Source organism: Sphingopyxis sp. Geo48, from assembly GCF_949769155.1.
GTDB lineage: Bacteria > Pseudomonadota > Alphaproteobacteria > Sphingomonadales > Sphingomonadaceae > Sphingopyxis.
The window spans coordinates 796,042-810,969 of sequence record NZ_CATKPA010000002.1 but is presented as its reverse complement, the minus strand read 5'-3'; the positions used below and the strand labels follow the sequence as shown (position 1 = coordinate 810,969).

13 protein-coding genes are annotated in these 14,928 nt (G+C 63.5%); 4 read left to right on the top strand and 9 right to left on the bottom strand.

Translation table 11 applies throughout. From position 1 onward, the window contains the following. The 5 genes from QOL79_RS10650 to QOL79_RS10630 all read right to left on the bottom strand — a co-directional run bounded on the left by QOL79_RS10650 (window position 1) and on the right by QOL79_RS10630 (window position 4,583). Window positions 1-855, bottom strand: a complete 855-nt coding sequence (locus QOL79_RS10650) for an aldo/keto reductase (RefSeq protein WP_282947660.1) — start codon at window positions 853-855, stop codon at window positions 1-3. Window positions 856-866: 11 nt separating this feature from the next. Beyond that, window positions 867-2,018, bottom strand: a complete 1,152-nt coding sequence (pseC, locus tag QOL79_RS10645; RefSeq protein WP_282947661.1) for a UDP-4-amino-4,6-dideoxy-N-acetyl-beta-L-altrosamine transaminase — start codon at window positions 2,016-2,018, stop codon at window positions 867-869. Continuing rightward, window positions 2,018-3,046 (bottom strand): UDP-N-acetylglucosamine 4,6-dehydratase (inverting), encoded by a 1,029-nt coding sequence (gene pseB / locus QOL79_RS10640; protein WP_282947662.1) that lies wholly within the window; start codon window positions 3,044-3,046, stop codon window positions 2,018-2,020. Before pseB ends, pseC begins: the two co-directional genes overlap by 1 nt. Before the next feature lie 83 nt (window positions 3,047-3,129). Beyond that, the gene (locus tag QOL79_RS10635) at window positions 3,130-4,020 is read right to left on the bottom strand and encodes an NAD-dependent epimerase/dehydratase family protein (RefSeq protein WP_283419582.1); all 891 of its coding nucleotides are present in this window, start codon (window positions 4,018-4,020) and stop codon (window positions 3,130-3,132) included. After that, on the bottom strand, window positions 4,017-4,583 hold the full coding sequence (locus tag QOL79_RS10630; RefSeq protein ID WP_282947664.1) for a sugar transferase: 567 nt from the start codon (window positions 4,581-4,583) through the stop codon (window positions 4,017-4,019). The genes QOL79_RS10635 and QOL79_RS10630 overlap by 4 nt, the downstream gene beginning before the upstream one ends. Window positions 4,584-4,876: 293 nt before the next feature. Between QOL79_RS10630 and QOL79_RS10625 the strand changes: the two genes are divergently transcribed. Both QOL79_RS10625 and QOL79_RS10620 read left to right on the top strand, forming a co-directional pair. Beyond that, entirely contained in the window at window positions 4,877-6,688 is a 1,812-nt protein-coding gene (locus QOL79_RS10625) for a hypothetical protein (protein WP_283419581.1), read from the top strand. Window positions 6,689-6,820: 132 nt separating this feature from the next. Next, entirely contained in the window at window positions 6,821-8,374 is a 1,554-nt protein-coding gene (locus tag QOL79_RS10620; RefSeq protein ID WP_282947666.1) for a hypothetical protein, read from the top strand. Here QOL79_RS10620 and QOL79_RS10615 read toward each other — a convergent pair. The 3 genes from QOL79_RS10615 to QOL79_RS10605 all read right to left on the bottom strand — a co-directional run bounded on the left by QOL79_RS10615 (window position 8,361) and on the right by QOL79_RS10605 (window position 11,229). Continuing rightward, window positions 8,361-9,395: an NAD-dependent epimerase/dehydratase family protein gene (locus QOL79_RS10615; RefSeq protein WP_283419580.1), complete on the bottom strand. Its 1,035-nt coding sequence runs from the start codon at window positions 9,393-9,395 to the stop codon at window positions 8,361-8,363. The genes QOL79_RS10620 and QOL79_RS10615 overlap by 14 nt on opposite strands. Before the next feature lie 2 nt (window positions 9,396-9,397). Beyond that, on the bottom strand, window positions 9,398-10,423 hold the full coding sequence (gene galE, locus QOL79_RS10610) for a UDP-glucose 4-epimerase GalE (protein WP_283419579.1): 1,026 nt from the start codon (window positions 10,421-10,423) through the stop codon (window positions 9,398-9,400). A 95-nt stretch (window positions 10,424-10,518) separates the two neighbouring features. Continuing rightward, entirely contained in the window at window positions 10,519-11,229 is a 711-nt protein-coding gene (locus QOL79_RS10605) for a winged helix-turn-helix transcriptional regulator (RefSeq protein ID WP_283419578.1), read from the bottom strand. A gap of 151 nt (window positions 11,230-11,380) precedes the next feature. On the opposite strand from QOL79_RS10605, the gene QOL79_RS10600 reads away from it, so the two are divergent. Both QOL79_RS10600 and QOL79_RS10595 read left to right on the top strand, forming a co-directional pair. Continuing rightward, window positions 11,381-12,517 carry an acyl-CoA dehydrogenase family protein gene (locus QOL79_RS10600; RefSeq protein WP_283419577.1) on the top strand — a complete coding sequence of 379 codons (1,137 nt, stop codon included), beginning with the start codon at window positions 11,381-11,383 and terminating at the stop codon, window positions 12,515-12,517. Window positions 12,518-12,592: 75 nt separating this feature from the next. Beyond that, on the top strand, window positions 12,593-14,053 hold the full coding sequence (locus QOL79_RS10595) for a protein adenylyltransferase SelO (RefSeq protein ID WP_283419576.1): 1,461 nt from the start codon (window positions 12,593-12,595) through the stop codon (window positions 14,051-14,053). Between the two features lie 9 nt (window positions 14,054-14,062). On the opposite strand, the gene rfbA is transcribed toward QOL79_RS10595, so the two are convergent. Next, a complete protein-coding gene (rfbA, locus tag QOL79_RS10590) occupies window positions 14,063-14,926 on the bottom strand; it encodes a glucose-1-phosphate thymidylyltransferase RfbA (RefSeq protein ID WP_282947672.1) in 864 nt (287 codons plus the stop codon). Window positions 14,927-14,928 lie beyond the last annotated feature (2 nt).

Here is a 14,928-nt window from a genome sequence, read left to right as displayed (position 1 = left end):
TCAGCTCCGCCACTGCCGGGGATCAAGAACGTGCGGGTCGTCGCCCGCCAGTTCGGGGGCCTCGATCGCCGATGTCGCATTCCACGCCGTGACGATATCGCGCAACTGCGCCGTGCTGTCGACGCCGACGAGGCAATAATCGACCGTATCGAAGCTTTTCGTAACGGCCAAGGCAGCTGCGAGGCGCGATAGGCCGGCTTCCGCACACCATCGGTCCCAGCGGGCGAGCCAGCCTGCCGCCTGGGGCACGCGCGCGACGGCCCGGTCGCGGTCAACGAGGAGCAGGCCTTGCAGGAACGCCGAGCGCATCGAAACCTCGGTGTCCGTAAGCGCTTCGGCGAGGCCGTCGATGCGCTGATCGTAGGCGTTGCCGGGCAATTGAGCCATAACATGGTCCGGCCATAGTGCTGCGCCGGGCAGCGTTTCCGCTGAATAATGCGATGCCCCGACGCGGATTCCGCTTCCTGCCAACGTGTCGGCCAAGGCCTCGCGGAGCGCGGCGCCATGGGGCCCGATCGGCAGTGACGCGTCGTGGAAGATGATCCCGCACAGCCGGTCGCCTAGCCGCCGGCGACTGAGGTCGACCGATGCGCGCAGCCACGACACCGCCTCGGCGCTGTCGAGTCCTTCGGGCATTGCCGGAATCTTCGAGACGATGCTGAAATCCAGCCGCCCGCAGAGCGCGCCGAGCCGTTCTTCGATGTCGCCATAGGCCGGCGCAGTATCGAGGCGACGGATGCCACCTTCATAGGCCGCTGCCAATATGGTCCGCGCTTCAGATTCCGAAACAGGGTGGTTGCCACCCGCAAAACCATAGGCGAGGCCGAACTGCACCGTACCGAGCGCGAGTTCCATGGATTTTGCCGTCAGGCGCCGATCGCGCGGCTGAGTCGATCGACGACATAATCCTGTTCGGACGGGTCGAGCGACGGAAACAGCGGAAGCGTGATCGCGCCGGCATAATAGGCCTCGCTGGCCGGAAAATCGCCGGGCGCGAAGCCGCGCGCCCGATAATAGGGCTGGAGGTGGATCGGGATATAGTGGACGTTCACCAGTATCCCGTCGGCGCGCAGTGCGGCGAAGACGTCGCCCCGCGAGGTGCTGTCGGCGACTTCCACGACGTATAGGTGATGCGCCGATTGCCGATCGTTCGGTCGAACCGGAAGCTTCAGAGGGAGCCCGGCGAGCTTGTCGTCGTAGCGGCGCGCGGCATCGTCCCGGCGACGAAATTTCTCGTCGAGGCTCGTCAGTTGCGAGCTGCCCAGCGCGGCCTGAATGTCGGTGATGCGATAGTTGAAGCCGAGATCGATCTGCTCGTAATACCAGGCGCCCTCGCCACCGCTTTGCATCTGCGCGGCGTCGCGGGTGATCCCGTGGCTGCTCAACAGCCGTATGCGGTTGGCGAGTGCTGCGTCGTCGGTCAGGCACAGTCCGCCTTCGCCGGTCGTCACGATCTTCACCGGATGAAAGGAGAAGACGCTGATGTCGGCATAGCGGCCGATCGGTTCGCCGCGATAAGTGGCGCCGACGGCGTGCGAGCTGTCCGAAACAATCCTGAAGCCATAGCGGTCGGCGAGCGACCGGATTTCCTTGAGGTCGCAGGGCAGGCCGGAGAAATCGACAGGGATCACGACCTTGGGTAGCCGGCCGTCGCGCTCGGCAGCGGAGAGCCGTTCTGCGAGCGCGCCGACCGACATGTTGCGGGTCACCGGGTCGATGTCGACGAAATCGACATCCGCGCCGCAATAGAGGGCGCAATTGGCCGATGCGACGAAGCTGATCGGCGACGTCCACACGATATCGCCCGGGCCGACGCCGAGCGCGAGGCAGGCGAGGTGGAGCGCGGCAGTCGCGTTGCACACCGCGACCGCGTGGTTGCCGCTGTGGAGCGCCGCGAAGTCGGCCTCGAAACGCGCGACCGCCGGTCCTTGGGTAAGAAACGGCGACCCGAGGGTATTGACAACCGCCGCGATATCGGCGTCGCTAATTTCCTGCCGGCTATAGGGGATAGGCCGCATTACTGACCGTCAACGGCAAAGGCGGAATCGACATGCTGCTGGATTAGGCTGCGGATATCGTCGACCGACAGGAAGTCCTCGTTCGTGCCACTGTCGTATGAGAAGCCCGCCGGAACCAGTTTGGCGCCCACGCGGTCGCAATAGCGGTCGATCGCGTCGGGGTCGCCGGGCGGCAGGATGGCGAAATAGCTGCCGAGATCGACAGTGTTGGGGCTGTCGCTGGCGGTGATCATTTCCTCGTGGATCTTTTCACCAGGACGAATACCGATGATTTCCTGTTTCGCGGCCGGCGCGACCGCGGTTGCGACATCGGTGACGCGATAGGACGGAATCTTGGGTACGAAGATTTCACCACCCTCGGCATGATTTAGAGCCCACATCACCAGCGAAACACCGCCGTCGAGCGAGATGTTGAAACGCGTCATCGACGGGTCGGTGATTGGCAGGCTGCCGTGGTCGCGGCGGCCGAGGAAGAAAGGAATGACCGAACCGCGGCTGCCCATGACGTTGCCGTAGCGGACCACGCTGAAGCGGATGTCGCGGCTACCGCGTATATTGTTGGCGGCGATGAACAGCTTGTCCGAGCAGAGCTTCGTCGCACCATAGAGGTTGACCGGTGCTGCCGCCTTGTCGGTCGAAAGCGCAACGACGCGCTTCACGCCCAGGTCGAGGCAGGCTTCAATGATGTTCTGGGCGCCGATGACATTGGTCTTGATGCATTCGAACGGATTATATTCCGCCGCTGGAACCTGTTTAAGCGCGGCGGCATGAATGACCGTATCGGTGCCCTCCATTGCCCGGCGGACGCGGTCGACATCACGGACATCGCCGATGAAATAGCGGAGGAAAGGATATTTCGATTCGGGAAACTCCTGCGCCATTTCAAACTGCTTAAGTTCATCGCGCGAAAAAATTACCAGTCGCCGGGCCTTCGCGGTCTGGACGACGTGCCGAACGAAAGCCTTGCCGAAGGAGCCGGTGCCGCCCGTGAGAAATATCGAAGCGTCGTCAAGCTGGAACGGGGTCATAAACGTCCTTAAGGTTTTGCAGGGGGCCGCCCATATCCGACAGGATTTGGCTTGTCGAGGCAGCTGTCGCCAAGCCGCGGCGTCTAAGAGCCGTATGTGGATCGCACCAGTTTGCGCAGTTCGTCCTCAAGGCCCAACGGCTGGTTGCCGGCGCGATTTGCCCGCGGGTCGAGGACGCTCGATCGGAATAGCCGACGCCCGATCGCGGGGAAGAGCCGGTCGGCGCCGGCGACGACGATCCGCGGTAGGGAGACGATACGAAGCCTCATACGAGCCTCCTCAACCAGCACCACGCCGAGAAGGTCATAGTCGAAAAGCCGGGGATCGGCTGCGAAAGATATTCCGCCTGTCCCCGACCGCGCGGCATTTGCCAATTGGCGCGCGGCGTCGGCATAGGTGATCATGGAGCGCCGAACGGGGTGTCCCGAAGCGGCCGGCAGGTGCCTCAGCCGGGTTGCCAGCGATAAAAGCGGAGCCAGCAGGCTAGGCTTAGCCGCTGAAAACAAAAAGGGCAATCGTACGCATTCGACCGAAAATGCGTCATCGGAATTTCCTAGCAGGACATGCTCGGCCGCGGCCTTCGATCGGCCATATGCATTGATCGGTCGCTCGACAGTCCGATCGTCGATATGCTCGGCCGCGCCGAGAATGGAAAAGCTGCTGACCTGAACCAGCCGGGGAACGCCGGCATCTTTCGCGGCGTGCGCGATCGCCCGGGGAAGATCTATGTTCGCCGACTGTAGCGTCGGTTTGTCGCCCGTTGCGCTGCCGGCAGCATTGATGACAGCCGCGCAGCGCGCGAGAGTCCCGGCAGGCGGAGTGCCGTCTTGGCCGATTCGGACATGTTCGAAGCCTGGCAGCGGCGTGTCCGCCTTCCGCGTCGCGGCAATGGCTCTTTCGGGGCCCAGCTCGCGCAGCAGTGCCTGCCCGAGCTCGCCATTGGCGCCGACCACCAGATACCGGTCGCGGGTCATCGGCTTTGCGGCCCGGATGCGGCATCGCCCGACCCGGCGCCTGTCGCGGTTGCCCACAGGATCCGCAAATCCTGCGCGAGCGACCAAGGACCGTCGTAGCTTTTGTCGATTAGCGCCAGCTTGTCCGGGGTCGACATATCTATCCCGCGAATCTGTGCGACGCCGGTGATGCCGGGAACGAGGTCGAATACGCCCTGCGTTCGTCGCGCTTCGGTCAATTCGACCTGGTTCGGAAGCCCCGGTCGCGGGCCGACGAAGGACATGGTCCCGTTGAGAACGTTCCAGATTTGCGGCAGCTCGTCGATCTTGAGGCGGCGCAAGAGGCGGCCCGTAACGAGGATGCTGGCGGCGCCAACCTGATGCGATGCGACGCTGGGCGTGGCGACGTGCATGGTCCGCAACTTCAGCAAACGGAACGGACGCTCGCGCAGTCCGAGGCGTGTCTGGAAGAACAGCGGCGAGGCTTTCGCTTCGATCGCGATGGGAATCGCGGCGGCGAGGCACGCGATGACGGCAACGGGAGCCAGAGCCAGACCGAGCAGGACATCGAACAGGCGTTTCATGGGGTCAGTCGGGCGGCGATCGAGAGGAGGAGGACGCGATGACGTCGCTCATAAGGGCTCCCCGGACAGCGCACAACCATTTGATACGGCGGCCATGCAATCTGACCCGCTGCGGCGTTCAATAGGCAGCTAAAATAGGATTGTCGGCCTATTTCCTACTTTCCGTGACGGTTCCATGACGGTTTCGGGACGATGATCCTTCGTCCTTTCTCAAGGAGAATCGAATGTCATGTGAAGCCGCAACTGCACCTATTCTTTCCCCCGCCGATCTGGCGCTTGCCAAATTGCTGGCCGTGAAAACCGGATCGCCCGACAGCTTTGCGCGGGTCGATATGAACGACATTCTGGCGCTTATTTCGTCAGCCGCCTTCGGATTCCAGCGCTATGAGACCGTCGGAGCGCGCGACGCCGATACGACCCAGCCGAACGGCACGCTCAGCTATGTCTGGAACAACAACGACGATCCCGATGATACCGCCAACGGCTTCTATGCCTGGGATCTCTCGGCGACCGACTGGATCGAAGCGCCGTGGATTGCGAACGCCCTGTCGACAGCGGTCAACGATCTCGTCGAAGCGGTCGACGGCCAGTTCGCCGCAATCGAAACGAAACTCGACAATATGAAGAGGAAGGAGGTCGTCTATTGCGGGGTTACGGCCTCGACCGGTTCGCAGATCTCGCTTCAGACGGCCTATGGTACGGAAACGACGCCTGATATCTATCGCCTGTATCGGTTCCAGCTGAACTCGACCTATCCCGGTCCGTCGGTCAACGTTCCGACGGTAGCGCTCAACGGCGGCGCGCCGGTTCCCGTCTATGACCATGCCGGCCAGCTTATCGATCGCGAACAGCTAAAGGCGCAGCACTATGTCACGCTGCAATATCGCACCGCGTTCGGCGGGATCTTCAGTGTCGTCTCGCCGGCTAAGGCGCACACGTCGCCCCCGATCATCCTGACCGACACGGAGTCGAGCAGCGGCAATGCCTATGTGACGCGGACCCGCAATCTCGATTATCTGCCCGACAACAAACAGCTGTACCTGGCGCGCTTCAACGGCACCCAGACGGCATCGCACCTGTCGTTGCAGGTAAACAGCGCGCCTGCGCTCCCGGTATATGAACTAAACGGTGGGGTGCCGGTCGCTGGCCGCATTCAGGCCGGCCAGCTTTACACGCTGCAATATGTCGAAGCTGGCGATCCCGACGACGCCGGCGGTGCGCCCTACTGGATCATCCTCGATCCGGCTGAAGACGTCGGCCAGCGGCAGGCGCTCGTCGCGGCCCAAATCGCGGAGCAAGCGACGCTCTCGCTTCGCGAACGCTGGCGCGACGACAATCTCGCAGCGTTCGATGCTATCCCGCGCACCACGCTCTTTGACCACGATTTCGCAACCGACGTCGATGCCGGCATGTATCGCGCCCGCCTTGGAGGAGAAGCGCTCACCGAGGAGTATATCGCGTATGACTGGAATGCCGAAGGTTACATCGAGAAGGATCTGTCAGGGAACGACGGCCTTTGGTGGGACGCGAATCATGTCTGGCCCGGTCCCGGCTTCCTGCAACTGCCGCTCGTCCTGCAGCCGACGTGGCACGCTGCGCTGAGCAGTTCGACGCCGCTCAAAAATGCCATTCTCACCACGCGGCTACGGCTCGTCGATTTCGAGTTGCCACCGGGCGCCGTGCTGGCATGGCATTTTCAGACCATCGACGATTCGCCGGGCGGATCGGGGAAGGCGGTGAATTATATCAGCGTCGACAGGCTGGTCAGCGATGCGGCCGGCTTCGGCATCGGTCCCGATAGCGGAATCAGCTGGCCGCATCTGAAGCCATCCGTTGCCGATAGCGGATGGTTCGACTTCTCGGTGCGTTTCATCCCCGACGACGCCTTCTGGCAACCGCTGGCGACCAGCGTATTGCGTGGCAATGGCCCGGACGGAACCAACACTTATTCGACGGCGCCGATCCGGCGCGCGCTGGAGGGGACGTTTTTGTCGATGATCCTGGTCGTCCTGTTCCCGCAACAGATCAACCCCCGGGCGCGCCCCGCCCGCCGTGCGAAAGGTACGCTTCAGCTCGACTCGATCCGGCTGGATGTCGTGACCTAAGCCGCCTTCCTATCTGGACGACGCGGTGGTGCCGACACCGCGTCGTCTCGAAGGGGGAATTGCCGATCAGGGCAAATCCGGTAGTAAGAAGGGCAGGTCCGGGCCGTCCGAGCCGATGATCGGAGCAAGAATTTGGCCAAGGTTTCGGATATTTCCCATCGTATCGCGGAAGCCATGGGGCTGGCGTGTGACCTGGAAATTCATGCGTTCGAGGCGGGTTCGGAGACATTCGTCCGTCTGTTCGCCGACCCGGAGCTGACCAAGGCACTGGCGAACCCCGTCTCGGTCCAATTCGGTGCGCCGATACCGCATTTCTATCACGACCATCCGGGTGGCCTGCGCGTCAAGGTGGTTAACGCCAACAGCCAGGGCGTGGTGTTCGACGACGATCCCTATGATCGCCCGGTTTCGTTGCTGTCGTTATCGGGGAACAACGGCGGCGATCTGGTTGGAAACCGCCTCAAGGCTGGTTCGGGCCTGCGCGTCCAGACCGTGTCAGAATGGATCGCTGGCGGGCCGCTCATGCCATCGCAGTTTGTGGGCGACGATCGTGAGCAGCTGGTCGCGGCCATTGGCGAAGGAGCGGCCTGGCGCGGCGATGTCCAGGGGCACTGCATCCAGCTCGGCCGTGGCCAGCTAACTGTGTCGGCGCCATTCAATCTCGAAAACAGGGTAATTTTGCGCGGCCAGAACAAGCGAGGATCGAAGATCAAGGCGGGGCCGGACCATTCCGGTCCTTTCATGACGACAGTCAGGAACGGCAAGGCCAGCTCGTTCGATAATTCGATCGAGCAGCTCACCCTCGATTGCAACAATGTCGCCGGGCTGGGCGGTGTGGACAGCGAGGCGTGGCAAGAAGGCGGTGGCCTCCGGAGCGTACTGATAGAGAAATTCCGGGGAATCGGCGTCCAACTGCGCGGGATGGACGGCGGCGCAGCGCTTTGCCGCTTTTCCGACAGCGAGATCTTCGGTTCGCCCCTCGGCTGCATCTCCGGCATCCGGTTGCACGACATGCTCGCCGCGCAGGCGTTTCAATTAGTCATTTCTGCCACCACGGTCGCCGGAGGCGGCGCGGATAACCGCTCGATGCCCAGGGCGGTCGATATCTTGAGCGGATCGCTGCGCCTTTATGCCAGTCACGTCGAGAATTGTGTGACGGGCGTCTATATCGACGGGGCCGGAGACCATCTCATCGAAGGATTGAGCGGGGCTGATGCCGCAGGCGGCGTTACAAACCTGGTCGAAATCGCACCCGGCTTCACCGGAACGTTGCGGATGCGAAATTGCTGTCGCAATGGGGCTGTGAACTTGCTGAAGGACAATCGTCCTGGCGGGCTCGGCACGATTTCCTACGATACGGACGTGACGATCCGGAACGAGCCCGAGGCAGCGCAGGGAGCGATCCTCGCATCGGCGAACATCGATGGCACGCGAACCCCCAGGATCACGAAGGGATTCGGAGTCGCCGCCGTGCAACGCAAGGGTATCGGCGACTATGTCGTCGTGATGACCCGATCCACCCAGACCGCGAACGACTTTTCGGTGTTCGCCACGACGAACCAGGGCACCGGCAATGTGCGGTGCGATTTGACCGGGGTCAACTCGGTTCGTCTGCGTTGCTTCGACGCAGCCAATAATCCTGTAGATGTGAATGAACTCAAGCTGCTCGTCGTCAGGGTTGCATAGTCCGCTCCGGTGTAGACCCGCCTAGCGACTGGTAGATGTCGCGATACCATCTGACGAACTGCGGTATTCCGACGGCAATCGGCGTGGTCGGCCGGAAACCGAGATCGCGTCCGATCGCGTCGATATCGGCAAAAGTGGCGGGAACGTCGCCGTCCTGCATCGGCAGCAGGTTGAGTTCTGCCTTTCGTCCGCATGCTTCTTCGACTGCGGCGATCAGATCCATCAGAGGCTCGGGCCTGTTGTTACCGATATTGTAGAGCCGGTGCGGGGTGGTAAAGCCGCCCGCCTTCTCCTTACCGTCGTCGGCTGGGGGATGATCGAGGCTGCGCAGCACACCGTCGACGATATCGTCGATATAGGTGAAGTCGCGCTGCATATCGCCGTGATTGTAGACGTCGATCGGCTTGCCCTCGAGGATGTTCGCCGTGAATTTCCACAGCGCCATGTCGGGGCGTCCCCACGGGCCATAGACGGTGAAGAAACGCAGGCCCGTCTGCGGAACGCGGAACAGATGTGCGTAGGTTTCACTCATCAATTCGTCGGCGCGCTTCGTCGCGGCATAAAGCGAGATCGGATGGTCGGTACGGTCTTCGACCCTGAAAGGCATGCTCTTGTTGGCGCCATAGACCGAGGAAGAGGAGGCATAGACGAGGTGCGTCACGCTGCGATGACGCGCGAGTTCGAGGATGTTGAGATGCCCGGCAAGGTTCGAACGGACATAGGCAGCGGGGTTGTCGATCGAATAACGTACCCCCGCCTGCGCGGCGAGATGAACGATCCGGTCGAAATTCACAGTCCCGAGCGCCGACGCCAGCGCCGCCTCGTCGCCGATATCGGCGGTGTGGACGGTGAGTCGGTCGGCGCCGCAGCGTTCCAACTCCGCGATGCGGGCGTTCTTCAGGGCAACGGCGTAATAATCGTTGAAATTGTCGATGCCTACGATCGTTTCTCCGCGCGCGAGCAGCCTTGCCGCGACATGCATTCCGATGAATCCTGCGATACCGGTGACCAGGATAGCCATGGTCAGACCTCGCCTGCCATGGGATAACCCTGCGGATTGTCCGACTGCCAGCGCCATGAGGAGGCGCACATCGCGTCGACGTCGAGCGCCGCGCGCCAGTGCAGCAGCTTTTCGGCTTTGGCGGTCGCGGCGTAGCTTCTGGCGACGTCGCCGGGACGGCGGGGGACGATCTCCAGCGGGATGGGCCGGCCGCTTGCTCGCCGATAGGTGATGACGAGTTCCTTGACCGTTACGCCTTGCCCGGTGCCGACGTTGATCGCCTCGCACCCCATCGCGCGGCCGGTGTAGTCGAGCGCCGCCAGATGCGCGTCGGCGAGGTCGACGACATGGATATAGTCGCGCTCGCCGGTGCCGTCGCGCGTGTCATAATCGTCGCCGAAGATCGAGAGTTTTGCGCGCCGACCGACGGCAACCTGCGCCACGAACGGCATGAGATTGTTGGGAATGCCCTGCGGATCCTCGCCGATCCTGCCCGATTCATGCGCGCCGACGGGGTTGAAGTAGCGGAGCAGAACCGCCGAGGCGTCAGGCGTCGCGCGGGCCCAGTCGCTGATGATCCCCTCGACCATCGCCTTGGTGCGGCCATAAGGATTGGTCGGACCGATCGGGTGTTCTTCGTCGAAGGGCAGATATTGCGCTTCGCCGTAAACGGTGGCGGACGAGGAGAAGACGATGCGCCGACAGTTTGCGGCATCCATCGCCGCCAGCAGATTGGTCGAACCCGTGACGTTGGTCTGGTAATAGAGAAGCGGCTTTTCGTTCGATTCGCCGACCGCCTTCAGCCCCGCGAAGTGAATGACGGCGTCCGGCGCGAAATCGACCAGTGCGGCGGTCAGGGCGTCGGCGTCGCGGATATCGCCCTCCACCATGGCGACGTCGCGATTGGTCAGCTGACGGACGCGCGCGAGGGCGACCGGCGAACTGTTGCAATAATTGTCGAAGACGCAGACGTCGTGCCCGGCGGCGAGCAACTGGACCAGCGTGTGGCTGCCGATATAGCCAGCCCCGCCGGTTACGAACACCTTCATTCACGTTCCTTTCGATGCGTCCATGTTTTTGCTGCCGATCCTTCGAGCGCCGCCCATATAGCTCAAAGCACACGAAAAGATGAAGATCGCCGGCGTCAGCCCGCAGCGATGGCCTCAACCGGACGGGTCTTGGCAAATGGGCTGAGGCCGAGCCATGCCTCGATGCTGGCAGTCAGTCCGTCGTCACCAGTGAGCAGGAGGCGCCGATCGGCCGTGGCCGCTGCAACCGAATCATAGCCCATCCAGATCGCGGTCATCGTGCGCAGGTCGGTCGCGGCGTAAAGGTCGACGTCGTGGCCGGGATCGACCGAGCAGAGCTCGGTTTCGGCGCCGGGCTCGACGACGAGCCACCATGAACGGCGGTCGGCGGGAAGGTCGGTGTAGCGGAACTGGACGATCGTCTTGCGGTCGGGCATCGGGTCGAGGACGAGCCCGCGGCGCATGTCCCACATCAGAAGCTGCACATCGAGCTTCTCGAGCGAGAGGTCGCCGTCGATCCAGCGCTTGCCCCAGATGCCGAACGCCTCGACCACCGGCGCGAGTTCCTGTCCCGCGCGGGTCAGTCGATATTCGAACACACCCGATTCCCCATGGACCGGCGTGCGGTGGACGATCCCCGCCGCCTCCAGATCCTTCAGCCGCTGCGACAGCAGCGCGGGCGACATGCGCGGGACGCCGCGGCGCAAGTCATTGAAACGCGTGGAACCTGCGGCAAGTTCGCGGACCAGCACGATCGTCCAGCGCGTGCACAATATCTCGGCCGCCATCGCGACCGGACAGAATTGACCGTAACTGGCATTCGCCATGCTATGCTCCTCCTGCGCGCATCATATCGCAGGAGTCGTGTCCGGCGCGAGTTCAGTTTCTGTACCGGGGTCGATTCAGTTCCTGAACTATCTCCGATCGCCGCGGGCCGTCATTACCCGTCGCCATCAAGGGACATTCATGGAGACGAACATGTTGGTAGCGACTGAAGAAAAGACCCCGGAATATTGGTATGGCATCGCGGACCGGATCGCCGCGAAGATCGGGGAGACCGCGGCCGCACACGATCGCGATGGCAGTTTTGTCGCCGAGAATTACGACCTGCTCCGCGAATCGGGCCTGATCGGCGCGGCGGTGCCCGTCGAGCTTGGCGGCGACGGGATGGACCATGCGACGCTGTGTTGCGTGGTGCGCCGGATCGGCCGGGCGTGCGGATCGACCGCGCTCGCCTTTTCGATGCACTGTCATCAGGTCGCGGTCGCGGCGTGGCGCTGGCAGCATATGCAGGCGCCGACCGATGGGCTGCTGCGGCGCGTTGCGGCCGAGAATCTCGTGCTCGTGTCGAGCGGCGGATCGGACTGGCTGCAGGGGGCGGGGACCGCGACGAAGGTCGAGGGCGGCTTCCGGATCGACGCGCGCAAGGTGTTTTCGAGCGGGTGCCAAGCCGGCAGTCTGCTGATGACGAGCGCGGTCTATGACGATCCCGAAGCGGGCGCTACGGTCCTGCATTTCGCCATTCCCTTTTCGGCCGAAGGGGTAACGATCCTCGACACCTGGGACACGATGGGGATGCGCGGCACCGGATCGCACGATGTCGAGCTGAAGGCGGTGTTCGTCACCGACGCGGCGGTGTCGGGCCGCCGCCCGCAAGGCAAATGGCATCCGCTATTCCACATTATCAGCATGATCGCCTTTCCGCTGATCTATTCGGCCTATCTGGGCGTTGCCGAAGGCGCTCGCGACGCGGCGCTGGAGATGGCGCGGAAGAAACCGGCGAATGCGGGATTGGTCTCGCTGACCGGCGAGATGCAGAATGCGGTGTGGACCGCCGAGACCGCGCTCACCGCGATGATAGCGACCGCCGCGACCGCGCAGCCGGGCCCCGAGACGACGAGCCGCGTGATGACCGGTCGGACCGTCGCGGGTCGCGCCGCGATCCGCACCGTGGAGCTGGCGCTCGAAGTTGGAGGCGGCGGCGCCTTCTATCGCAAGTCGCCGATCGAGCGTGCCTTCCGCGACATCCAGGGTGCGCGCTTCCATCCGTTGCAGGAGCCTGCGCAGCTCGAGCTTGCGGGACGTCTCGCGCTCGGCCTCGATATCGACGGCTGACGCCCAGGCTGGCCGGGCTGCATGAGGTGCCGCCCGGCCACTTGCATTCGGGACGTCAACGCTCGACAAGGCGCCATGGATATTGCGTTCGACAATAGTTTTCACGATTCCATGGAGGGCTTCTACGCCCCCGCCGAAGCCGCGAAGCCGTCGGCGCCGCGGCTGCTGGTCTTCAATCGGCCGCTCGCCGACCGGCTCGGTATCGACGTTGCCGACGCGAGCGACGATCAACTCGCGCGGCTCTTTTCGGGCGAGGAGATGCCCGGCGGCGCCAACCCGCTCGCGCTCGCTTATGCCGGGCACCAGTTCGGCCATTTCTCGCCGCAACTCGGCGACGGGCGCGCGCTGTTGCTCGGTGAGCTGGTCGCGCCCGATGGCGCGCGCTTCGATATCCAGCTCAAGGGGTCGGGACCGACGCCCTTTTCGCGCAACGGCGACGGCAAGGCCGCGGTCGGACCGGTGCTGCGCGAATTCCTGATATCCGAGGCGATGGCCGCGATGGGCGTCCCGACCACCCGGTCGCTCGCCGCGGTCGCAACCGGGGACCGCGTGCAGCGCGAGCAGGCGCATCCGGGTGCGGTGCTGACGCGCGTCGCGAGCAGTCATATCCGCGTTGGCACCTTCCAGTTCTTCGCCGCGCACTTCGGTGTCGACCATGTCGTGCAACTCTCCGACTACAGCGTTCGGCGGCATTTTCCTGACCTGGGCGCTGCGCCAAACCCCCATCTCGCGCTGCTCGACCGGGTGATCGGCTTGCAATGCAATCTGGTCGCGCGCTGGCTCGGCGTCGGCTTCATCCACGGGGTGATGAACACCGACAATGTCGCGATCAGCGGCGAGACGATCGACTACGGGCCCTGCGCCTTCATGGACCGTTTCTCGGTCAACACCGTGTTCAGTTCGATCGACGCGAACGGCCGCTATGCCTATGGCCGCCAGCCCCAGATCATGCACTGGAACATGGCGCGCTTCGCGGAGGCGCTGCTGCCCGCAATCCACGCGGTCGACCCCGACGATGTCGAACGCGCGAAACAGCTGGTCGACGCAATCCCGGAGCGCTTTCGCGCCGAATGGCACGCGCGGATGCGCGCGAAGCTGGGGCTGGAGGGCATCGCCGCCGACGATGGCGCGTTGATCGACGCGCTGTTCGACCGGCTGGAGGAGCACAGGATCGATTTCACCTCCTTCTTTCGCGCGCTCGCGATGCTGCTGCGCGGCGAGGGCAGGGCGCTGGAGGGGCTTCTTCCGGCCTCCGATGCGATGGCGCCATGGATCGCCGAATGGTGGGAGCGGATCGAGGGTGGCGGCAGCCCGCTCGACCGCGCCGACGCGATGGACCGCGAGAACCCGCTCTATATTCCGCGCAATCACCTGGTCGAGGCGGCGCTCGGCGCGGCGGAGGCGGGCGATCTTGCGCCATGGTCCGAATTGCTGGAAGTGGTGCGCCACCCCTATGCGCGCCGTCCCGAATGGTCGCTGTTCGAGGCGCCGGCGCCAGCCGAGTTCGGCCCATACAAGACCTTTTGCGGTACTTGAGGCGGAGGCTTATTCCGAGAGTTCTAGCAGATACTGGCCGTAGGTTGTTTTCGCGAAGAATTTGCCGCGTTCGATCAGCTGGTCGCGATCGATGAAGCCCTGCCTGTAGGCGATTTCCTCGAGACAGCCGATCATCTGGCCTGTGCGCTTCTGGATGACGCGAACGAATTCGGATGCCTCGACCAGGCTGTCGTGGGTACCGGTGTCGAGCCAGGCATAGCCGCGCCCCATCTGTTCGACATAGAGGTCGCCTGCCTCCATATAGAGGCGGTTGAGGTCGGTGATTTCAAGTTCGCCGCGTGCCGAGGGGCGGATCTGCCGCGCGAGGTCGACGACGCGGTTGTCATAGAAATAGAGGCCGGTGACGGCAAAGTTCGATCGCGGCTGCGCCGGCTTTTCTTCGATGCTGAGCGCGCGGCCGTCGTCGTCGAGCTCGACGACGCCATAAGCGCGAGCGTCGGCGACCTGATAGGCGAAGACTGTGGCCGCCTGCTGCCGGTCGCGGGCATTCGCGAGCAGTTTCTGGAAACCGGCACCGAAGAAGATGTTGTCGCCGAGGACGAGCGCCGCCGACTGGTCGCCGATGAAGTCGGCCCCGATATGGAACGCCTGCGCGAGCCCTTCGGGGCGCGGTTGCAGCGCATATTCGATCGCGAGGCCGAGTTCGTTGCCGTTCCCGAACAGGCGGCGGTAGTTGTCGAGATATTCGGGCGACGAGATGATCAATATCTCGCGAATGCCGGCGAGCATCAGCGTCGACAGGGGGTAATAGATCATCGGCTTGTCATAGACGGGCAGGAGCTGCTTGTTGATCGCGAGCGTCGCCGGGTGGAGCCGCGTTCCCGATCCGCCGGCCAGAATGATTCCGCGCATCT